This is a genomic window from Pseudomonas sp. R151218B TE3479 (assembly GCF_053629195.1).
Genome location: NZ_JBRJHV010000001.1, coordinates 282780 through 304823, shown reverse-complemented (window position 1 = coordinate 304823; position 22044 = coordinate 282780). Strand labels below are relative to the sequence as shown.

Annotated in this window: 15 protein-coding genes; 8 read left to right on the top strand and 7 right to left on the bottom strand. The window is 63.3% G+C overall.

The features are described from left to right. Window positions 1–138: 138 nt before the first annotated feature. A complete protein-coding gene (uvrA, locus tag AB7M32_RS01395) occupies window positions 139–2973 on the bottom strand; it encodes an excinuclease ABC subunit UvrA (protein ID WP_025215750.1) in 2835 nt (944 codons plus the stop codon). Between the two features lie 179 nt (window positions 2974–3152). On the opposite strand from uvrA, the gene AB7M32_RS01390 reads away from it, so the two are divergent. Both AB7M32_RS01390 and AB7M32_RS01385 read left to right on the top strand, forming a co-directional pair. Next, window positions 3153–4550, top strand: coding sequence for an MFS transporter (locus AB7M32_RS01390; protein WP_454248896.1), 1398 nt, complete (start codon window positions 3153–3155; stop codon window positions 4548–4550). 9 nt (window positions 4551–4559) lie between these two features. Further along, window positions 4560–5081, top strand: coding sequence for a single-stranded DNA-binding protein (locus AB7M32_RS01385; RefSeq protein ID WP_003206078.1), 522 nt, complete (start codon window positions 4560–4562; stop codon window positions 5079–5081). A gap of 89 nt (window positions 5082–5170) precedes the next feature. On the opposite strand, the gene AB7M32_RS01380 is transcribed toward AB7M32_RS01385, so the two are convergent. Beyond that, window positions 5171–5734, bottom strand: coding sequence for a cysteine hydrolase family protein (locus tag AB7M32_RS01380; RefSeq protein ID WP_454248895.1), 564 nt, complete (start codon window positions 5732–5734; stop codon window positions 5171–5173). A gap of 99 nt (window positions 5735–5833) precedes the next feature. Between AB7M32_RS01380 and AB7M32_RS01375 the strand changes: the two genes are divergently transcribed. The 3 genes from AB7M32_RS01375 (at window position 5834) to AB7M32_RS01365 (ending at window position 8892) form a co-directional block, all read left to right on the top strand. Continuing rightward, window positions 5834–6832, top strand: a complete 999-nt coding sequence (locus tag AB7M32_RS01375; protein WP_454248894.1) for a GlxA family transcriptional regulator — start codon at window positions 5834–5836, stop codon at window positions 6830–6832. Window positions 6833–7040: 208 nt separating this feature from the next. Then, window positions 7041–8144 carry a DUF3182 family protein gene (locus AB7M32_RS01370; RefSeq protein ID WP_454248893.1) on the top strand — a complete coding sequence of 368 codons (1104 nt, stop codon included), beginning with the start codon at window positions 7041–7043 and terminating at the stop codon, window positions 8142–8144. Beyond that, on the top strand, window positions 8134–8892 hold the full coding sequence (locus tag AB7M32_RS01365) for an alpha/beta hydrolase family protein (RefSeq protein ID WP_072410480.1): 759 nt from the start codon (window positions 8134–8136) through the stop codon (window positions 8890–8892). The genes AB7M32_RS01370 and AB7M32_RS01365 overlap by 11 nt, the downstream gene beginning before the upstream one ends. Window positions 8893–9027: 135 nt before the next feature. Here the strand turns inward: AB7M32_RS01365 and AB7M32_RS01360 are convergent, their stop codons facing one another. The 4 genes from AB7M32_RS01360 to AB7M32_RS01345 are packed head-to-tail and all read right to left on the bottom strand — an operon-like array spanning window position 9028 to window position 13046. After that, entirely contained in the window at window positions 9028–10032 is a 1005-nt protein-coding gene (locus AB7M32_RS01360) for a lysylphosphatidylglycerol synthase domain-containing protein (RefSeq protein WP_454248892.1), read from the bottom strand. Next, window positions 10019–11317: a cardiolipin synthase ClsB gene (clsB, locus tag AB7M32_RS01355; RefSeq protein ID WP_454248891.1), complete on the bottom strand. Its 1299-nt coding sequence runs from the start codon at window positions 11315–11317 to the stop codon at window positions 10019–10021. Before clsB ends, AB7M32_RS01360 begins: the two co-directional genes overlap by 14 nt. Beyond that, window positions 11314–12123, bottom strand: a complete 810-nt coding sequence (locus tag AB7M32_RS01350; RefSeq protein WP_454248890.1) for an endonuclease/exonuclease/phosphatase family protein — start codon at window positions 12121–12123, stop codon at window positions 11314–11316. The genes clsB and AB7M32_RS01350 overlap by 4 nt, the downstream gene beginning before the upstream one ends. Next, complete coding sequence (locus AB7M32_RS01345; protein WP_454248889.1) at window positions 12120–13046, bottom strand: DUF72 domain-containing protein; 927 nt, start codon at window positions 13044–13046, stop codon at window positions 12120–12122. Before AB7M32_RS01345 ends, AB7M32_RS01350 begins: the two co-directional genes overlap by 4 nt. Before the next feature lie 325 nt (window positions 13047–13371). Here AB7M32_RS01345 and AB7M32_RS01340 point away from each other — a divergent pair, with 325 nt between their 5' ends. Next, a complete protein-coding gene (locus tag AB7M32_RS01340; protein ID WP_454248888.1) occupies window positions 13372–15459 on the top strand; it encodes a mechanosensitive ion channel family protein in 2088 nt (695 codons plus the stop codon). 126 nt (window positions 15460–15585) lie between these two features. Here AB7M32_RS01340 and AB7M32_RS01335 read toward each other — a convergent pair whose 3' ends face one another. After that, window positions 15586–19899, bottom strand: a complete 4314-nt coding sequence (locus tag AB7M32_RS01335) for an Lhr family helicase (protein ID WP_454248887.1) — start codon at window positions 19897–19899, stop codon at window positions 15586–15588. A gap of 292 nt (window positions 19900–20191) precedes the next feature. Here AB7M32_RS01335 and AB7M32_RS01330 point away from each other — a divergent pair, with 292 nt between their 5' ends. Both AB7M32_RS01330 and AB7M32_RS01325 read left to right on the top strand, forming a co-directional pair. Then, a complete protein-coding gene (locus AB7M32_RS01330) occupies window positions 20192–21076 on the top strand; it encodes a sugar nucleotide-binding protein (RefSeq protein ID WP_122566165.1) in 885 nt (294 codons plus the stop codon). Further along, on the top strand, window positions 21069–21998 hold the full coding sequence (locus AB7M32_RS01325; RefSeq protein ID WP_454248886.1) for an NAD-dependent epimerase/dehydratase family protein: 930 nt from the start codon (window positions 21069–21071) through the stop codon (window positions 21996–21998). Before AB7M32_RS01330 ends, AB7M32_RS01325 begins: the two co-directional genes overlap by 8 nt. The last annotated feature ends 46 nt before the right edge of the window (window positions 21999–22044 follow it).

Genomic DNA, 22044 nt, shown 5'->3' with positions numbered 1-22044 from the left:
TGCTCGCGATAGCGGTTAAATCATCGCATAAATGCAAACTGATACTCCGCTATCGCGAGCAAGCTCGCTCCCACAGAAGAAAAGCAAAAGCCCCTGCCATCGATGAGATGACAGGGGCTTTTTCGTGCTCGGGTGAAATCAGTCCCGATCACGCTCCAGCAACGGCTTGAGGTAGTAACCGGTGTAGGACTGCTTCATTTCTGCCACTTGTTCAGGCGTGCCCACGGCAATGATCTGGCCGCCCTTGGAACCGCCTTCCGGCCCCAGGTCCACCAGCCAGTCAGCCGTCTTGATCACGTCCAGGTTGTGTTCGATCACCACCACGGTGTTGCCGTGGTCGCGAAGGCGATGCAGCACGTCGAGCAATTGCTGGATATCGGCGAAGTGCAGGCCGGTGGTTGGCTCGTCGAGGATGTACAGGGTCTTGCCGGTGTCGCGCTTGGACAGCTCGCGGGACAACTTGACCCGCTGGGCTTCGCCGCCGGACAACGTCGTCGCCGACTGCCCGAGCTTGATGTACGACAGGCCCACATCCATCAGTGTCTGGAGCTTGCGCGCCAGGGCCGGCACCGCATCGAAGAACACCCGAGCCTCTTCGATGGTCATCTCCAGGGTTTCGTGGATGTTCTTGCCCTTGTATTTGATCTCCAGGGTTTCGCGGTTGTAGCGCTTGCTCTTGCAGACGTCGCACGGCACATAGATGTCGGGCAGGAAGTGCATTTCCACCTTGATCAGGCCATCGCCCTGGCAGGCCTCGCAGCGCCCGCCCTTGACGTTGAACGAGAAGCGCCCTGGGCCATAACCCCGTGAGCGGGACTCCGGGACGCCGGCGAACAGTTCGCGGATCGGCGTGAACAACCCGGTGTAGGTCGCCGGGTTGGAGCGCGGCGTACGGCCAATCGGGCTCTGGTCGATGTCGACCACCTTGTCGAGGTGCTCCAGGCCCTTGATGCTGTCGTGTGCGGCCGCTTCCAGGGTGGTGGCGCCGTTCAGGGCTGTGGCGCTCAGAGGGAACAGGGTGTTGTTGATCAGCGTCGATTTGCCGGAGCCGGATACGCCGGTCACGCAGGTCAGCAAGCCGATCGGGATTTCCAGGTCGACGTTGCGCAAGTTGTTGCCACGGGCGCCCTTGAGGGTCAGGGACAACTTCTTGTTGCGTGGCGTGCGTTTGGCCGGAACCTTGATCTTCACCCGGCCCGACAGGTACTTACCAGTGAGCGAGTCAGGGTGCGCCATGACTTCTGCAGCGGTGCCCTGGGCAACGATATGCCCGCCATGCACGCCCGCGCCCGGGCCGATGTCCACCACGTAGTCCGCCAGGCGGATGGCGTCCTCGTCGTGCTCGACCACGATCACCGTGTTGCCGATGTCCCGCAGGTGTTTCAGGGTCCCGAGCAACCGGTCGTTATCCCGCTGGTGCAGGCCGATGGACGGCTCGTCGAGGATGTACATCACCCCCACCAGGCCGGCGCCGATCTGGCTGGCGAGGCGGATACGCTGGGCTTCGCCGCCGGACAAGGTGTCTGCGCTGCGATCGAGGGTCAGGTAGTCCAGGCCGACGTTCACCAGGAACTGCAGGCGTTCGCGGATTTCCTTGAGGATCTTGTCGGCGATTTCGCCACGACGACCAGTGAGCTTCAAGCCGCCGAAGTAATCGGTGGCGTCGCCAATCGGCAGGTTGGTCACCGCCGGCAAGGTCTTCTCACCGACCCACACATGCCGCGCCTCGCGACGCAGGCGAGTGCCGCGGCAGTCAGGGCAGGGCTGGGTGCTGAGGAACTTGGCCAGCTCTTCGCGCACGCTGGCCGATTCGGTCTCGCGGTAGCGTCGTTCCAGGTTCGGTACGATGCCTTCGAACGGGTGGGAGCGCTTGACGATGTCGCCACGGTCATTGAGGTATTTGAAGTCGACATTCTGCGAGCCGCTGCCGTGCAAGATGAATTTCTGCTGATCGGCGGGTAACTCGTTGAATGGCTTGTCCAGGCTGAACTTGTAGTGGGCTGCCAGCGACCCGAGCATCTGGAAGTAATAGACGTTGCGCCTGTCCCAGCCGCGAATCGCCCCTTCGGCCAGGGTCAGCTCGCCATTGACCAGCCGCTTGGTGTCGAAGAACTGCTTGACCCCCAGGCCGTCGCACGTCGGGCAGGCGCCAGCCGGGTTGTTGAAGGAGAACAGCTTGGGTTCCAGCTCACTGATGGCATGGCCGCAGATCGGGCAGGCGAAACGTGCGGAGAAAATGATCTCCTCGCCGGGTTCGTCGTCCATCGGTGCGACCAGGGCAATACCGTCGGCCAGTTTCAGGGCTGTCTCGAAGGACTCGGCCAACCGCTGTTGCAGATCAGCGCGGACCTTGAAGCGGTCGACCACCACATCGATCGAGTGCTTCTTCTGTTTATCCAGCTTCGGCAGTTCGTCCAGCTCGCACAGCTTGCCGTTGACCCGGGCCCGCACGAAGCCTTGGGCGCGCAGTTCTTCGAACACCATCAGGTGTTCGCCCTTGCGCTCGCGAATCACCGGGGCCAGCAGCATCAGCTTGCTGCCTTCTGGCTGGGCCAGCACCAGGTCGACCATCTGGCTGACGGTCTGGGCTTCCAGGGGAATGTCGTGGTCGGGGCAGCGGGGAATGCCGACCCGCGCATACAGCAAGCGCAGGTAGTCGTAGATCTCGGTGATGGTGCCGACCGTCGACCGGGGGTTATGGGAGGTCGACTTCTGTTCGATGGAAATGGCCGGCGACAGGCCTTCGATGGTGTCGACGTCGGGTTTTTCCATCATCGACAGGAACTGCCGGGCGTAGGCCGACAGCGATTCGACATAGCGTCGCTGGCCTTCGGCGTACAACGTGTCGAAGGCCAGGGATGATTTGCCGGATCCGGACAGGCCGGTGATGACGATCAGCTTGTCCCGTGGCAGGGTCAGGTCGATGTTCTTCAGGTTGTGGGTACGGGCCCCACGAATCAGGATCTTGTCCAAAGTGGCCTCGCTCGGCGGGCGTCGAAAACGTAGGAGTATACGGGCAAATACTGGATGGATGCACACTATTGGCGACGCGATTGCGGCCATACATGAAGACTGCGCGGCAAACGGTCGCCATATACCCTCTCAATCGATGGGACTGGTAGAATCGCCGCCGGTTCACATGAGGTTTTTCCATGCAAGATCCCCACAGCGAACGCATGAGTCGTGGCGAGACACGCGCAGCAAGCGGTCTGGCCCTGGTGTTCGCCTTCCGTATGCTGGGCATGTTCATGGTGTTGCCGGTGCTGGCGACCTATGGCATGGACCTGGCAGGCGCCACCCCGGCCCTCATCGGCCTGGCGATTGGCGCTTATGGCCTGACCCAGGCGATCTTCCAGATTCCGTTCGGGATCATTTCCGACCGCATCGGCCGGCGTCCGGTTATCTACCTGGGGCTGATCGTCTTCGCCCTCGGCAGCGTGCTGGCGGCCAATGCCGACTCGATCTGGGGCGTGATCGCCGGACGCATCCTGCAGGGGGCCGGGGCCATTTCCGCGGCCGTCATGGCGCTGCTGTCGGACTTGACCCGAGAACAGCATCGGACCAAGGCCATGGCCATGATCGGCATGACCATCGGTCTGTCATTCGCCGTGGCCATGGTGGTCGGTCCCTTGCTGACCCGGGCTTTTGGCTTGTCGGGCCTGTTCCTGGCGACCGGTGCCATGGCGCTGGTGGGGATCCTGATCGTGGCGTTCATGGTGCCGCGCGCCACCGGGCCGTTGCAGCACCGGGAATCCGGGGTGGCGCGCCAGGCATTGATCCCAACGCTCAAGCACCCGGACCTGTTGCGCCTGGACCTGGGTATTTTCGTGCTCCACGCCATGCTGATGTCCAGCTTCGTGGCCTTGCCGTTGGCCCTGGTCGAGAAGGCCGGCCTGCCCAAAGAACAGCACTGGTGGGTCTACCTGACCGCGTTGCTGATCTCGTTCTTCGCCATGATCCCGTTCATCATCTATGGCGAAAAACGACGCAAAATGAAACGAGTTTTACTCGGCGCCGTCCTGACGCTGATGCTCACTGAGCTATTCTTCTGGCAGTTCGGCGATAGCTTGCGGGCCCTGGTGATCGGCACGGTGGTGTTCTTTACCGCGTTCAATCTGCTGGAAGCCTCGCTGCCGTCGCTGATCAGCAAGGTTTCGCCGGCGGGCGGCAAGGGCACGGCGATGGGGGTCTACTCCACCAGCCAGTTCCTGGGTTCGGCGTTGGGCGGGATCCTCGGCGGCTGGCTGTTCCAGCATGGCGGTTTGTCGGTTGTGTTCCTGGGATGCGCCGCGCTGGCTGCACTTTGGCTGCTTTTTGCTGTTACCATGCGCGAACCTCCCTATGTGACGAGCCTGCGCTTGCCCTTATCGCCCGAGGCGATTCGTGAGGCTGGCCTGACCGAGCGTCTGAAGGCCGTCGTTGGAGTAACCGATGCAGTGGTGGTCGCCGACGAGGCGGCCGTTTATATCAAACTCGACACCGAATTATTGGATCGCGCGACGCTCGAGCGCCTGGTGAACAACCCGGCCCCGACCACGTGCGAAGCCTAGGAGAACGTTATGGCCCGTGGGGTTAACAAAGTCATATTGGTCGGTACTTGCGGCCAGGATCCCGAAGTTCGCTACCTGCCGAACGGCAACGCCGTGACCAACTTGAGTCTGGCGACCAGCGAACAGTGGACCGACAAGCAGACCGGCCAGAAGGTCGAGAAGACCGAATGGCACCGCGTGTCGATGTTCGGCAAGGTGGCCGAGATCGCCGGCGAATACCTGCGCAAGGGTTCGCAGGTGTACATCGAAGGCAAGCTGCAGACCCGCGAGTGGGAAAAAGACGGCATCAAGCGCTACACAACCGAAATCGTGGTCGACATGCAAGGCACCATGCAATTGCTGGGTGGCCGTCCACAGGGCGACCAGCAACAAGGTGGCAACAACTACCAGCAGTCGGCTCCGGCCCCGCGTCAGCAGGCGCCTCGTCCACAGTCGGCGCCACAGCCGCAACGTGAGCGTCCGGCCCCACAACAGGCCGCGCCGCAACCGGCTCCGGATTTCGACAGCTTCGATGACGATATCCCGTTCTGAATACAGCTCATAGGCTTCAGGCCGCTAGCTTCAAGCTAAAGACAAAACCGCGCTTCGGTTCCCGAGCGCGGTTTTTTTTCGCTTGAAGATTAGGACTGTGTCCGACCGGCAGTCAGAAATTGCTCAGCGCTGACGACGCTCGCATAAGCAAACCCCAGCGCCGCCATAAACGCCGCATGCACCTGGGCAGCCGGCACGACGACGCCGTTGAATTCCAGGTCGAGGGTGGCGCAGGCGTCGTGGATCACTGTGACGCCGTAGCCCAGATCCGCCGCCGCCCGCACCACGCCATCGACGCACATGTGGCTCATGCTGCCGACCACCACCAATTGTTCGATGCCCTGCTGGTCGAGGACCGCTTGAAGTTCGGTTTCGCGAAACGAATTGACGAAGTGCTTGAGGACCACCGGTTCATCGGCGCGGTTGAGCACCTTGGGGTGCAACTGTGCGCCTTCGGAGCCTGGGGTGAAGAAGGGCGCGTCGTCGGAGGTGAATTCGTGGCGGATGTGCACCACGCTGTCGCCGGCCTGGCGAAAGGCTTCGATCAACCGTGCGGCGTTATCGGCGGCGGCATGGGCACCGACCAACGGCCATTTACCCTGGGGGAAGTAGTCGTTCTGGATATCGACTACGATGAGCGCTTGCTTGGACATGAGGGCTTCCTTAGATCAAGTGGGGTAGGGCGCCAGTATTGGTCTTTACCGCCGGTTCGAGGATTGGCCGCAACGACAATAAGCGAGGGAAAACTGACAATGGCGCAGCAAAGGGCAGTCGCCGAGCTTGGGGTGCTCATCTACCCCGGCGCGCAAATGGCGGCAGTGCATGGCTTGACCGATCTGTTCGCCGTGGCCCAGCGGATCGCGGCCGAGCACGCCAGTGCACCATTGCCGCGGTTGCGGGTCAGTCACTGGCAGACCGACAGCGGTGAGACGCCGCGGCGGGTGTTCGACAGCGAAACCGGCACGGCGGGCCATTTGGTGGCGTTGCTGATTCCGCCGTCCCTCGCCGGCTTCGATGATGATCTGGCCTCGCCCACGCTGATGAATTGGCTGCGTGCGCAGCATGCGGGCGGCACCGTGTTGGGCGGTGTGTGTGTTGGTTCGATCCTGTTGGCCGAAAGCGGCCTGCTCGATGGGCGCAGCGCTACCACCCATTGGACCTCGGCCAAGGATTTCGCCGCCCGTTACCCGAAGATCAAGCTCAACGCCGACAAACCGATTGTCGACGATGGCGACCTGATCACCACCGCCGGGCTGATGGCCTGGTCGGAGCTGGGACTGCGCCTGGTGGACCGCCTGCTCGGGCCCAGCATCGCCACGCGCACCGCGCAATTTCTGGTGATCGAACACAGCGACAGCGCGAGCCAGTGCGGCAGTAACTTCGCGCCCATCCTCGGCCATGGCGATGCCGCGATTCTCAAGGTCCAGCATTGGTTGCAAAGCAACGGTGCGGTGGAGGTTTCACTCGGTGCGATGGCCGAACGGGCTGGGCTGGAAGAGCGCACCTTCCTGCGCCGGTTCCGTGCCGCCACCGGGCTCAGGCCCACCGAGTACTGCCAACACCTGCGGGTCGGCAAGGCCCGGGAAATGCTGGAGTTCACCAATGGCACCATCGACCACATTGCCTGGACCGTCGGCTACCAGGACCCCAGTGCCTTTCGCGCGACGTTCAGGAAAATCACCGGGTTGGCGCCGAGCGATTATCGGGCGAGATTTGGGGTAAGCCCGGTGGGTGTTTCAAGGCCGCAGTGAATGCTTTTTGTGGCGAGGGGTTTACCTTGGGGCATCGTGCAATTTGCGGGATGCCAAGCGAGTGTCGTGCAGAATGAAATAGGCCAGTTGCTATCAACGGCACACAAGGCGCCCGCTTGGCTGACCCATTCTTGCCGATGACATCATTGGCCTGATCTCTGCACCTATCCTTACCTAAAGCTATCGAGCGCAGGAAAAAGGGCACCGCATGACATCAGTCAATCGCAACAAACGGGTCGTGGCCTATTCGGTCAATCCACAAGCGCCCCGCCATGAGGTCGAGACCAACCGTGCACTGGCCCAATGGCTGGCGCAGATCCTGGGTTGGGAGTACGGCGACAGTCATGATCCCCAGGCCGGTCATGATCTTTATCTATTGCCCACGCAAACCCTGATCGGCACCGAAACTTTGATGCGTCTGGGGGTGAAGGGGCCGGAGGATGTGTGGGGTGGGTATGTCGAGCATGATTTTATCTGCACCAAGGCGATTACCCACGGTCTGTTGAATAAGGACGCGGTGGCGCCCAAAGGCTGGTCACCGCTGTTTGCCAAGCTCACCCGGGGCGCGGTGCTGGACGGCGTGACGGTCTTTTCGCTCAAGGATGCCCGCCCGGCCGCCGAACATTTGCTCTACACCGGGCCGATCCGCATCAAGCCGATTCATGCCTGTGCTGGGCGTGGTCAACGGTTGATCAAGAGCCTGGCGCAGTTCGATGAAGTCGCCGCCGGGCCCGACGCCCAGGCGCTGTTTCGCGATGGCGTGGTGCTGGAGCAGCACCTCAACGAGGTCAAGACCCAGAGCGTCGGCCAGAGCTTCATCAACGGCCAGGTCCTGAGCTATTGCGGCGTGCAACACCTGACCCACGACAGCGAAGGGCTGGAGGTGTACGGCGGGTCGGACCTGCTGGTGGTGCAGGGCGGCTATATCGAGTTGCTCAGGCTCGAACTGCCTGACGACGTGCGTGAGGCGGTGCGGCTGGCGCAAGTGTTCGATGACGCCGCCAACCAGGCCTACCCGAGCTTTTTTGCGTCGCGGCGCAATTACGACATTGCCCAGGGCCTGGATGCCGCCGGCCAGCCCCGTGGCGGCGTGTTGGAGCAGTCGTGGCGCATGGGCGGGGCCAGCAGCGCCGAACTGGCGGCGTTGCAGGTGTTCGTCGAAACGCCTGAGACCAGCGCGGTGCGGGTGTCTTCGGTGGAAACCTACCTCGACCAACCGCTGCCAGCCGGGGCCAGGGAGGTTTATCGCGGCGAGGCCCACAACAGCGACTTTCTTCTCAAATACGTAACGGTTCAATCTTATGACGGCTAGAAGTGAAACCATTCAAATCGAGATCGACGACGAACGGATGAACGGGACCTTCCTGAGCCCCAAATCGAAGGTCCCCGGTGTGTTGTTCGTACACGGCTGGGGCGGCAGTCAGGAGCGCGACCTGGAACGGGCCAAGGGCATTGCTGGCCTGGGTTGTGTCTGTCTGACGTTCGACTTGCGCGGGCACACCGGCGGGGCAGGAATTCCCTTGTCCCGGGTCACTCGGGAAGACAATTTGCGGGATTTGTTGGCGGCCTACGATCGCCTGTTGGCCCATCCGGCCCTCGACACTTCGGCGATCGCCGTGGTCGGCACCAGCTACGGGGGATACCTGGCGTCGATCCTGACGTCGCTACGCCCAGTGCGCTGGCTGGCCCTGCGGGTGCCGGCGCTGTACCGCGACGAACAATGGCACACGCCCAAGCGCGACTTGGACAAGAGCGACCTGCTGGACTACCGCAGCACCCTGGTACACGCCGACACCAACCGCGCCTTGCATGCCTGTTCACAGTTCACTGGTGATGTGTTGCTGGTGGAGTCGGAGACCGACGATCATGTGCCTCATGCCACGATCATGAGCTACCGCGCGGCGTGCCAGCAGACCCATTCGCTGACCCACCGCATCATCGACGGCGCCGACCATGCCTTGAGCGACCCCGTGTCACAACAGGCCTACACCTCGATCCTGGTGGACTGGATCACGGAAATGGTGGTGGGAGAACGGTTGAGCATCATTCAGGCGCGCTGATCGTGTGGTATGTGAGGGGGCCTCATCGCGAGCAAGCTCGCTCCCACATTGGATCTGCAATGAATGCCAAACCCATGTCCAATGCACATCCCCTGTGGGAGCGAGCTTGCTCGCGATGGGGCCAGGCGTGGCACCTCAGCGCTTGACCCCAGGTTTGATCCGCAACGCCTTGGCCTTCGCCTCGATCACCAAGTACATCACCACGGTAATCAGCAACGGCAGGATGAAGTAGATCGCCCGGTAAGCGATCAGCCCCGCCAGCAGGCTGCCCCGCGACACTTCATGTTGCAGCAGGGCAATGAACACCGCCTCCAGCACCCCAAGCCCCGCCGGAATGTGAGTGATGACCCCGGCAATGCTGCTGATCAGCAACACTCCGAGCACCATCGGGTAATCCAGTTTGCTGGGCAGCAAGGTGAAAATCACCGCCGCCATCAACGACCAGTTCAGCGCGCCCAACGCCAGTTGCAGCACCGCCATGCGCAGCGACGGCAGGTTGATTTCCATGCCGCGCACGGTCCAGGCCCGACGCTTGGAAAACCGGCAGGCCGCCAGGTATCCGGCACTCGCCAGCAACAACAGCACGCCCACGCCTTGCAACGCGTCGCTGCTGAGTTTCCAGCCCGGCGGCATGGTCACCAGGCCGCTGCTGAACACCACCCCGGCCAGGGTCATGTAGCCGAACCAGTTGGTGGCCAGGCTCAGGCCGAGGATTTTGGCGATGTTCCCGCTGCTGACGCCCAGCCGCGAATACAGGCGATAGCGCATGGCGATACCACCTACCCAGGCGCTGAGGTTGAGATTGAAGGCATAACTGATCACCCCCACCGGCAAAATCTGCCGCCAGCCGAGTTTCTGGCGGATGTAGGTGCGCCCGATCAGATCGAAGCAGGCATAGGTGATGAAGCTGGTGATGGTCAGCGCAGCGGCGATGATCAAGGTGCGCACCTTGAAATCGGCCAGGGTGGCGAACACCTCGGACCAATCGATGCGCCGTGCCAGGGCGGTGAAGAGCACGATCAACAGCAGGAAAAACGCCAGGGTCAGCGGTCTTTTCCAACGGCTCCAACGGGATTTGGGCTTGGCCTGTTCCGGCGCATGGGCATCTCTCGGCGCGGTGTGCGCTTCAGAGTGGTTCATGGGGTTCGCTCCGGACCGCCGTCGGCGGTGAAAAAGGTTTCAGACGCGGTTTATGGGCCGGCAGCCAGCCGGCCCAGGCCGGGAAGTGGCGCAAAAAGTGGAACACCATGAAGCCGATGGTCATGCGCCACAGCAGGCCCCGCGGCGCATGGTTTTCGGGCATGACCGTGCAGTGTTCGCGGCTCAGGTAGTCGAGGCGCTCGAACAGCTCGCGGTTGAACGTCCGGTCGCGGATCAGCACGTTGGCTTCCAGGTTCAGCGACAGGCTCAGCGGGTCGAGGTTGCTTGAACCCACCGTGCTCCAGTCTTCATCCACCAAGGCGACTTTGCCGTGCAGCGGCCGCTCGCAGTATTCGTAGATCACCACGCCGGCCTTGAGCAGGTAGCTGTAGAGCATCCGGGCCGCGAGCTTGGCGATCATCATGTCCGGTTGCCCTTGCAGGATCAGCCGCACCTCCACGCCGCGCCGGGCGGCGTTGCGGATCTCGCGCAGCAACCGGTAGCCGGGGAAGAAATATGCATTGGCGATCACCACCCGCCGCTGAGCGCTGCGCAGCACTTGCAGGTAGACCTCTTCGATGTCGGTCTGATGCTCGTGGTTATCCCGGTAGACCAGGCGCACCTGGCCGTCATGGTCGCTGAAGGCCAGTTCGTTGCGACGGCTGCGGCGGCGTTGCCACCAATACTTGGCCCGGGACGGACGGCCGCTTTGCAGCAGGGCGAAGTGATGGATGTCCACCACCGCCGGCCCCTTGATCTCCACGGAATAGTCCTGCTTGGCCTCGGGGCCGAAATCCCCCAGGTGGTCGGCGGAAAAGTTGATCCCGCCGATGAACGCAATCACCCCGTCCACCACCACGATCTTGCGGTGCAGGCGGCGGAACCAGTTGGTGCGGATCCCCAAGTGCCGGGGTGCCGGGTCGAACATCTGCAAGCGCACTCCGGCGTCGCTCAACGAGGCCAGGAAAGCGGTAGTCAACTCACCGCAGCCGAAGCCATCGAGGCTGACGGTGATGCGCACGCCACGCTGGGCGGCTTCCACCAGCAGGTCCCGCAATTCGTAGCCAACCTTGTCCTCGAACAGAATGAAGGTCTCAAGCAGGATTTCTGTTTCGGCCCGGCGAATGGCCTCGAAGACCCTGGGGAAATACTCCTCGCCATTTTCCAGCAGCGTGACGCGATTGTTGCCGTGCCAGCCGTATTCGATATCGGCCAGTGCCGGGTTGCGTTCGGTGGGCGTCGTGTCGACCTGTTCCACCGTCGCCTTGTCCATCGTCGCGCTCATAATTCGATCTCCACCGACAGCGGTGCATGGTCGGAAAGGTGCGACCAGGGTCGTACGTTCAACACCTTGGGATGACGGGCCTTGAGGTTGCGCACGTAGATGCGGTCCAGGCGCAGGATCGGCAGGCGCGCCGGAAAACTGCGGGCCGGCTTGCCCCACTGTTCGGCGAACACTTCCCGCAGGCCGCAGGGTTCGAGCAATTCACTGGCTTTGCCGCGCCAATCGTTGAAATCGCCGGCAACGATCACCGGTGCGTCGGGCGGCAGTTCGCTCAAGCGTTGGCAAAGCAGCTTGAGTTGCTCGACACGATGACCCTCGCGCAGCCCCAAGTGGACGCATATGGCATGCACATCCGGCCCATCGCCCGGCAGGCGCAGCACGCTGTGGAGCATGCCGCGGTTTTCATGGCCGCTGATGGACACGTCCAGGTTGTCGTGGCGGATGATCTGGAATTTCGACAACAACGCATTGCCATGGTCGCCTGCCGGGTACACCGCGTTGCGTCCATAGGCGAACTGTGGCCAGAGGGTGTCGGCGAGGAATTCGTATTGCGGCATGCTCGGCCAGTTGCTGTAGCGCTGGGGATGGTGTTCGTGTGTGCCGTGGACTTCCTGCAGGAACACCACGTCGGCGGACACACTGCGGACCGCTTCGCGCAGCTCCGGCAGGATGAAGCGTCGGTTCAGGGCGGTGAAGCCCTTGTGGGTGTTGACGGTCAGCACGGTGAAACGGCTGACTCTGTCGAGATCCTGAGCCCCTTGCTGGGTCGGCTCGCAGGTCGCTTCGCTGGTTTGCGGACGGTTCATGGCAACACCCCTTCGGCCGGTCGCTGGCCGGGCGCGGTGGCGAGGTCCTTGTCCAGATGGAAACGTTCCAGCAAATGGCGTGCGTCGTAGGGCGCGCGGACTTTGATGTCGTTGTCGAAATAGCAGAATACTTCCCGGCTCTTGCGTGCCCGGGGTTTCTTGTCCGGATCGATCAGGTGCGCGTCGCTCGGCTGCTTGCCGTGGCTCCAGGCCTCGATCCGGTCGCCCCAGCGCTTCAACGCCTCGTCGGTGTAGCCGCTGGCATACAGCTCCTCGGCGCCGTGCAGGCGCAGGTAGACGAAATCGCTGGTGACGTCTTCACGATAGGGCCATTTGCCGGCCGTGTCGGCGATCACCAGGGCCACGTCGTAGCGCTTGAGCAATGTGATGAAGTGCGGGTCGATAAAACTCTCATGACGGATTTCCACGGCATGGCGCAGTGGGCGCTTTTTGTCAGTCGTGGTGCTGGCGTGGCCATCCAGGCGCGGCTCATGCTCTCGGGCCAGGGCGGCGGCGTCTTCGGTGTCGTGGGGCAATTGCTTGAGGAAGTCTTCGAACAGCTCGGGGTCGAATTTGAAGCTGGGTGGAAACTGCCAGAGGATCGCCCCCAATTTCTCCTTGAGCTCCAGCACGCCGGAGGCGAAGAAGTTGGCCAAAGGCTTGTGGATGTCCCGCAGGCGCTTGATATGGGTGATGAAGCGCGGGGCCTTGACGCTGAACACGAAGCCGGGCGGCGTCTCGGCATACCACTGGGCATACCGTTCGGGGCGTTGCAGGGCGTAGAACGATCCATTGATTTCGATACTGTTGACCGCTCGCGAGGCAAATTGCAGTTCCCGTTTCTGGGTCAGCCCCTTGGGGTAGAAATCCCCCCGCCAAGGCGTGTAGCGCCAGCCGGAAATACCAATGTGGATCGCCGTCATGTATCCCTCCCGTGCCAATGACCTCGTACCGCCTGTGTCTTTTGATGACTGCCGGAGGGCGTAGAAAGTTTCGATGGGCTTACCGGCGGCGGAGCAGACGTTGAAATACTGTGGCGAGGGGATTTATCCCCGCTGGACTGCGAAGCAGTCCCAGAAACCGTCACCTCGGTGGGTCAGATTCACCTGATGTGCTTGTTGGGGGCTGCTGCGCAGCCCAGCGGGGATAAATCCCCTCGCCACAGGGAGAGTATTGGTCTTGCTAGCGAACTTGCCGGCCCAATATTGATCAGTTCCTTACCGATCCCGTGTGAAGGAGCCTCGCGTTTTGTCTCGATTGAGCACTGTATTGCTGCTGTTCTTGCTGGCGCTGACCGGCACCAGCGCCTACGGGACCGCCGCTGTCCCTGGCACCACCAAGGCCGATGAACCGCCCGCCGAACCTGCGCCGCTGGTGCAGGGCGGTTTATTGGGGGCCATCAGTTCGAGCATCGACGACGTCCAGGACAAACTCGATCTAAACCAAAGCCTGGTGGATGCCTGGCGCCTGCGCGCGGACCGGGCGGCGGACGAGGTGGACCGGCTGGTGGACCAGACGTCCCGTTCGTCTTGGCGCGTGGCGGGGGATTTCCTGTTGTTGTCCAGTGTCTGGATCGGCGCGTTTGCGCTGATCTGGTCCGCGGCGCGGTTGTTGTTGCGACATCTGGGCCACCGGCGCTGGCTGCGCACCCGCCGGCGCGTACGCGATCTGCTCGGTTATCTGTTGCCGTACACCGCTGGGGCATTGATCTGCCTGCCGTTGACCCTCTATGTCAGTCACTTTCTGCAAGTCTCGGTCGGTCGCGCCCTGGCGTTATGCTTCGCCTACGCCACCAGCAGCGGTATTTTCTCCACCTCGGTGTTGCTGTGCGTGATCGTGATGTTCAACGCCGGCCACAAACGCCGGGCGGTGGCGATGATCCGGCGTTTCAGCCCCCGACCGTTGTTCCTGATCGGCTTTCTCGCCGCCCTCAGCGATGCCCTGACCAGCCCGCAGATCGCCCGGCAACTGGGCGGCAACATCACCAGCAGCGTCGCGGTGTTCACCGGGTTGTCGGCGTCGATGATCTTTGGCTGGCTGGTGATCCGCATGCGCCGCCCGGTGGCGCACCTGATCCGCAACCGCCCTCTGGCCCAGCGCTTGAAACAACCGGCCTTGCAGGAGTCGCTGCGGATTTTCTCCGGGCTCTGGTATTGGCCGATCCTGTTGATGGTGCTGGTGTCGGCGGTGAGCCTGATCGGTGTCGGCGAGGACAACCAGAAAGCCCTGCGTTGCGCGCTGTTCACCACCATCTTGCTGATCGCCACGGTGTTTCTCAGCACGGTGCTCCAGCATGTCTTCAAGTCGCCCAAGGCCGAGGCCATCCAGCACAACAGCGCCTACAAGGGGCGGCTGTTGAGCCTGTTGCACGCTTTGTTGCGGATCGTCATGGCGGTGGCATTCATTGAAGTCCTCGGACGGATCTGGGGCATTTCCTTGTTCGAGTTCGCCTCGCGCAATGCCATAGGCCGGGCGATCAGCGATTCCTTGAGCCGCATCGGCCTGATTTTCCTGATGACCTGGCTCACGTGGGTGGTGCTCGACACCGCGATCCAGGAAGCCTTGAAGCCGCCGCTGAACAAGCGCGGGGCCCGCCAGCCCAGCACCCGGGTCAAGACCATCCTGCCGCTGTTGCGCAACGCGGCGAAAATCATTCTGGTGGTGATTTGCGCAATCACCACCATGGCCAACCTGGGGATCAATGTCGCACCGTTGCTGGCCGGTGCCGGGGTGGTGGGGCTGGCGATCGGTTTCGGTTCGCAGCAACTGGTGCAGGACGTGATCACCGGGCTGTTCATCATCATTGAAGACACGCTGTCCATCGGCGACTGGGTGGTGCTCAGCTCCGGCCACGCCGGCACTGTCGAAGGCCTGACCATCCGCACCCTGCGCCTGCGTGACGGCAAGGGTTTCGTGCACTCGGTGCCGTTCGGCCAGATCAAGGCAGTGACCAACCAGTCCCGGCAATTCGCCTTTGCGTTTTTCTCCGTGCAATTCACTTATGACACCGATGTCGACCAGGCCATCGAGCTGATTCGCGAAGCCGGGCGTTCGATCGCCGAAGACCCGTTCCTCAAGTTCAACCTGCAAGGGCCGCTGGATGTGTTCGGCGTGGACAAGATGGACCTAAACGGCGTGGTGCTCACGGCGCAGTTCCGCACCGTGTCGGGTGGGCAATATGCGGTGAGCCGAGCGTTCAACCAGCAGTTGAAGAAGCTTGTGGATAACCACCCGGCGGTGCACTTTGCGCAGACTTATCCACAGCAGGTGATGTTGCCCAAGCGGTTTGTGGAAGAGTCGAAAGAGGGGGAAGAGGTGCCTGATCCATCTCGGTAGTGAGTGAGGTTTGTGGTGGGGCTGCCGGCCCCATCGCGAGCAAGCTCGCTCCCACAGTAGGTTCGTGGTGAATGTACAACCCCTGTGGGAGCGAGCTTGCTCGCGATAGGACCGGCCCAGACACCCTCAACCTTTCTGAACAAGCTTGTGCCGGACCTCAGCCATCCCTTGAGCATCCAATTCGATCCAAAGATGCTGCTTGCCGGCAATCTGCGCCGCCACCGGCAAGCCGTCCCGATACACCAGCCGATTACTCGCCACCGCCGGCACTTTCGCCCCCGGCAGCAAGGTGCCGGCCAGGTTCAGCGGGTCGACCCCGCACACGGCCACCAAGCTGCCATCGGTGGGGCGGCGACGGGTTTCGCGCAGCAACGCAATCGCTTCGGGCAGGGCGAATTGTTCCCCCGCCAGGCCGCTGACAAACCGCCCGCCGCGAATCTCGCCCCGCGCCTCCAGGCGATGGAAAGTGCGCAATAGTTCGCGCCAACTCGGCAGCCACTCGGCCTCCCGCTCCAGCACGCGCCAGAACACCACGCCGTAACGGCGCAGCAGGGTCATGGCGATGTGTTCCAGGGTTTCGGGCGGTGTCGGCGCCGGGCGGTTGCCTTCCACAGGGGCGGGTTGGCTGCGGCGCAACAAGGCCCAGCGCCCGGCGTCGTCCATGCCACCGACAAATGCGCCGCGCCCGCGCCGGCTGCTGCGGGCCTGGCGTTTGCTGGCCGGGGTGATCAGTGCGCGCAAGCCGGCAAAGCTGTCGGCATTCACCAGCCCGGCACCCACCAGTTCCTGCAAGGCGATTTCCAGTTCGCTGCGCAGCAGATGGGCTTCATGGGCCAGCTCATCGAAAAACAGCGCGCCATGCTCGCTCAGGGCCTGATGGACTTTCTGCGTCTTGGGCGACAACTCATCAAGGGCTGTTTGTCCGGCCAGGCTGCTCCACAACGCCACCTGGCTGCGCGGCAGCAACACCACCGGCGTGCTGCGCAGGGCACTGGCGGACGGCTTCTGGCGTGCGCTCAGGCGCGTCCATACCCACTTGCCGCTGCGGCACAACTCATCGAGCCAACTCGGCGAATAGTCCTTGATCCGCCCGGGCAACAGGTCGCTGTCCCAGGCCGAGGCGGCGGCCGGGTAGCCTTCGAACTGGCCGAGGATCGACGGCAGCACGGCATTGCCCCGGCCCTGGGTGGACGACGACAGGTGCTGCCAGTCGAACAGGAAGCGCATGAAGTCCTGCAACATCACCGGCTCGATTTCCCGGCGCAGGCGCTTGACCGTGTAGCGATGGATCCGCGCCAGCAAATGTCGCTCGCACCATTCCTCCTGCCCAATGCCCGGCGTGAACCTTCCACGCAGCACGTAGCCTTGCTGCTCGAGCTGCGCCAGGGCCTGGGTGACCTGCGGGGTCGACAACCCCAGCGGGTAGGCGATGGCCTTCAACGGCAGCGGACCGAAGGCACTGAGCCGGGCGCGGAGCACTTCCACCAAGGCTTCGTCAACGTTCCAGGCTTCATCGAAATCGGCCAGTGGGGTCAGCGCCGGTTCCCAGCGAGCCTGTGGATAAAGGGCTTGCAAGCAGCTCAGGCGTTCCAGCGGCACCCACAGACCCCGCTCGGCGCTGATCTGTATGTGGCTGGCGCGCCCACTCGCGGCCAGTGCCCGCAGCCAATCCAGCCACGATGGGTGGGCATCGGCTTCGCTGTCGGCAATGCAGGCCAGGCTCATCAAGGCTTCGTGCATCTCATCGAGATTGGCCGGCTTCGGCCAGGCCTCATCCCGGACCGACTGGATGGCTTCGGCGTCCAGCGCGCCCAGGTCGTCGGTGGACTGTGGATCGCTCCAGCGCCGGTTGATCACCGCTTGGGTCCGCCGTTCTTCCAGCGGCGCGTCGTCGAGAAAGGTGTAGGGACGGGCGCTGAGGATTTCTGCCGCCAGCGGCGAGGGCGCCGGCAGGTCGCGGCTGATCAGGCGAATCTGGCCCGCTTCCATGCGCCGCAACAACGCTAGCCAGCCGTCGCTGTCCATGGCTTCGTGCAGGCAATCGTCGAGGGTCTGTTCCACCAGCGGGTGATCGGGGATCTCCCGCTCCCCGGCGAGGTTTTCCAGGCAGGCGATCTGGTCCGGAAACACGCTGGCGATCAGGTCTTCGCTTTTCATCCGCTGGATCTGCGGGGCGACTTTGCGCCCGCCGGTGTAGCGCGGCAGGGCCAGGGCCACGCCAGCGTTCCAGCGCCAGCGCACGCCGAACAGCGGTGCATCCAGCACCGCCTGGACCAGGATCTGTTCGGCGCTGTGGCTGTTCAGGTAGCGCCAGACTTCGTCCAATTCGAAGCTGTGGCTGGTGGACAGCGAGAGCACGATGGCGTCTTCACTGGCGGCGGCCTGCAATTCGAAGTTGAAGGTGCGGCAGAAGCGCTTGCGCAAGGCCAGGCCCCAGGCGCGGTTGATGCGGCTGCCGAAGGGCGTGTGGATGATCAGCTGCGTGCCGCCGGACTCGTCGAAAAACCGTTCCATCAGCAGTGTGTCCTGGGACGGCAGGGCGCCGAAGGCCAGGCGTGCCGGGGCCAGGTAATCGATCAATTGTTCGGCGCTGGCGAGGTTCAGGCGCAAGGTGCCGGTCAGCCAGTCGAGGGCCGGTTGCAGGTTGCCCGGCGTGGCGCCGAGCAGGTGATCGAGCTGGGCTTGCAAGCGCGCCACGGCCAAAGACAATTCGTCGCTGCGCCCCGGGGCTTCGCCGAGCCAGAACGGAATGGTCGGCGGTTGGCCCTGGGCGTCCTCGACCCGCACGCGGCCGGTCTCGACGCGGATGATGCGGTAGGACGTATTGCCCAGTTGGAACACATCGCCGGCAATGCTCTCCACCGCGAAGTCTTCGTTGACGCTGCCGATGTTCAAGCCCTGGGGTTCGAGCAGCACGCTGTAGTCGGCGTTGTCCGGAATGGTGCCGCCGCTGGTCACCGCCGTCAGTTTGCTGCCCCGGCGCCCGCGCAGGGTCCGGGTCACGGCGTCGCGGTGCAGGTAGGCGCTGCGCACGCCCTGGCGGCCATTGAGGCCTTCGGCGAGCATTTGCAACAGCGCCTGGTAATGCCCTTCGTCCAGCTCGGCGTAGGGCGAGGCGCGGCGGAAGGTTTCCAACAGCGCCTGTTCCGGCCATTCCTGGCAACTGACTTCGGCGACGATCTGCTGGGCCAGCACATCCAGCGGCGCCTTGGGGATGTGCAGGATGTCGAGTTCGCCGCGGCGCACGCAATCGAGCAGGGCGGCGCATTCGATCAAGTCGTCGCGGGTGGTGGCGAACAGGCGGCCCTTGGGCGTGCCGCCGACCTGGTGGCCAGAGCGTCCCACTCTTTGCAGGAACGCCGAGATCGAACGGGGCGAGGCAATCTGGCAGACCAGGTCGACATCGCCGATATCGATGCCCAGTTCCAGGGAGGCGGTGGCGATCAGTACCTGCAGTTCACCGCGCTTGAGGCGTTGTTCGGCGTCGAGGCGAAACTCCTTCGCCAGGCTGCCGTGGTGGGCGGCCACGGCGTCCTTGCCCAGGCGCTCGCTCAAATGACGACTGAGGCGTTCGGCCAGGCGCCGTGTGTTGACGAACACCAGGGTGGTGCGATGCGCCCGGGCCAGCTCGGCGAGGCGGTTGTAGACCAGCTCCCACACGTCATTGGCCATCACCGCCGACAGCGGCACTGGTGGCACCTCGATGTCCAGGTCCCGGGGACGGGCGTGGCCGATGTCGACGATTTCGCAGGCGCGTCCTTCACCGACGAGAAACCGTGACACCGCTTCGATGGGCTTTTGCGTAGCCGACAGGCCGATGCGCATCAGGGGTTCGGCGCACAGGGCTTGCAGGCGCTCCAGGCTCAAGGCCAGGTGGCTGCCGCGCTTGCTGGCGGCGATGGCGTGGATTTCATCGACGATCACCGTGCGGGTGCTGGCGAGCATCTGCCGGCCGGAATCGGAACCGAGCAGCACGTAGAGGGATTCGGGCGTGGTCACCAGAATGTGCGGCGCGGTCTTGCGCATCGCCGAGCGGTCTTTTTGCGGCGTGTCGCCGGTGCGTACGGCGGTGGTGATCGGCAAGGGTGGCAAGCCCATTCGTTGCAACTGCTCGGTGATGCCGGCCAGGGGATTCTGCAGGTTGATCTGGATATCGTTGCTCAGGGCCTTGAGCGGCGAGACGTAGACCACCAGGGTCTGGTCCGGCAGGCCGCCTTGTTCCAGGCCGCGGTGCACCAGGTCATCGAGCACCGCGAGGAACGCGGTCAAGGTCTTGCCCGAGCCAGTGGGCGCCGCGACCAGCACCGAGCGCCGCTGGCCGATCAACGGCCACGCCCGGGCCTGGGCGGCCGTGACCGCCGGGAAGGTTTGGCTGAACCAGGCGCGAACGGCGGGGTGAAAGCCTGCCATGGCGTGGTCGGCTGCAAGGGGCAGATTCATAAGGCAGTTTATGCGGGTGGAGCGGGGGAGATGCAAGTATCGGCTGAGATGTCCATCGCCTGTCAGGGCCTCATCGCGAGCAAGCTCGCTCCCACAGGAGATATCAGTGCCTATGCGATCCCTGTGGGAGCGAGCTTGCTCGCGATAGCAGCCTCAAGGTGCACACAAATGCCGGATCCACACTTTACGGATGACGGTTGCGCACTAAACCCGCAAAATGCAACGATTCCGGCAACGCCTGCGGGCGTTGTCGACCAAATTCTTGTGCCAATAGACTGGGCCTGCTGACTTTATGCGAATGCGCCTTATGTTACTGGGCGGCGGAAATGCCCTTGGGCAGGCGCTGATTCGCCTCGGTGCAGAAGAAGACATCGGTTTTCTTGCCCCCCGCCCGCCCGAAGACGGCTGGGATGCCGCGAGCCTGACGCAACTGCTCGACGACACCCGTCCGGACGCCTTGATCAACCTGGCGTACTACTTCGACTGGTTCCAGGCCGAGGCCGTCAGCGAGCAGCGCCTGGCCAGCCAGGAGCGCGCTGTCGAGCGTCTGGCCGGGCTGTGCCAGCATCACAACATCGTCTTGCTGCAACCGTCGAGCTATCGGGTGTTCGACGGTTCCCGTGCCACGGCCTACAGCGAGAAGGACGAGCCCGTGCCCCTGGGTGTGCGCGGCCAGGCGCTGTGGCGGATCGAGCAAAGCGTGCGCGCCACCTGCCCGCAACATGTGTTGCTACGTTTCGGCTGGCTGCTGGACGACAGCGCCGATGGCATCCTCGGCCGTTTCCTGGCCCGGGCCGAGCAGCCCGAAGAGCTGTTGCTGGCTGACGATCGCCGGGGTAATCCGACGCCCGTGGACGATGCCGCGCGGGTGATCATTTCCGTGCTCAAGCAACTCGATTGTGCGGCGCCGCTGTGGGGCACCTATCATTACGCCGGGCATGAGGCGACCACGCCACTGGCGCTGGGCCAGGCGATCCTCACCGAAGCCCGCGCCCTGCATCCGCTGGCCATCGAGTCGCCTACGCCCCAGGCCCATGCCGCACGGCCGGACGCCGCGGAAGAACCGCAGCACGCGGTGCTGGCCTGCAAGAAAATTCTGCACACTTTCGGGATCAAGCCCCGCGCCTGGCGCGCAGCACTCCCGGGCTTACTGGATAGGTTTTATCGCCATGGCTGAAGGCCCTGTTTTAATCACCGGCGGCGCGGGTTTCATTGGTTCGCACCTGACCGACGCCTTGCTCGCCAAGGGGCATGCGGTGCGCATCCTCGATGACCTGTCCACCGGCAAGCGCAGCAACCTGCCCCTGGACAACCCGGCGGTCGAACTGATCGAAGGCGACGTCGCCGATGCCGCCCTGATGGCCCGGGCCATGGCCGGTTGCAGCGCCGTGGCGCACCTGGCGGCGGTGGCCTCGGTGCAAGCCTCGGTGGACGACCCCGTGCGCACCCATCAGAGCAATTTCATCGGCACCCTGAATGTCTGCGAAGCCATGCGCCAGGCCGGTGTGAAGCGGGTGCTGTTCGCTTCCAGCGCAGCGGTCTACGGCAACAACGGCGAAGGCGAGTCCATCGACGAAGAAACCCCCAAGGCCCCGCTCACGCCCTATGCCTCGGACAAGCTGGCCAGCGAGTTCTACTTCGATTTCTATCGCCGCCAGCACAACCTGGAGCCGGTGGTGTTCCGTTTCTTCAACATCTACGGCCCGCGTCAGGATCCGTCCTCACCGTACTCCGGGGTCATCAGCATCTTCAGCGAACGGGCACAGAAAGGCCTGCCGATCACCGTATTCGGCGACGGCGAGCAGACCCGGGATTTTGTCTATGTCGAAGACTTGGTGGACTTACTGGTGCAGGCCATCGAGAAGCCCGAGGTGGACGTGGGCGCGGTGAACGTCGGCTGGAACCAGGCCACGACCCTCAAACAGATGCTCCAGGCCCTGGCCGCCGTGGTGGGCGACCTGCCACCGATCAGCTACGGCCCGGCGCGTTCCGGCGACATTCGCCATTCCCGGGCTGACAATCGTCGCTTGTTGGAGCGCTTCAGCTTTCCCCCGCAAACACCGATGAGCGTGGGGTTGGCGCGGTTGCTGGGGCGCTGAGTTTCCCACCGTCCAAAAAACTGTGGGAGCGAGCTTGCTCGCGATA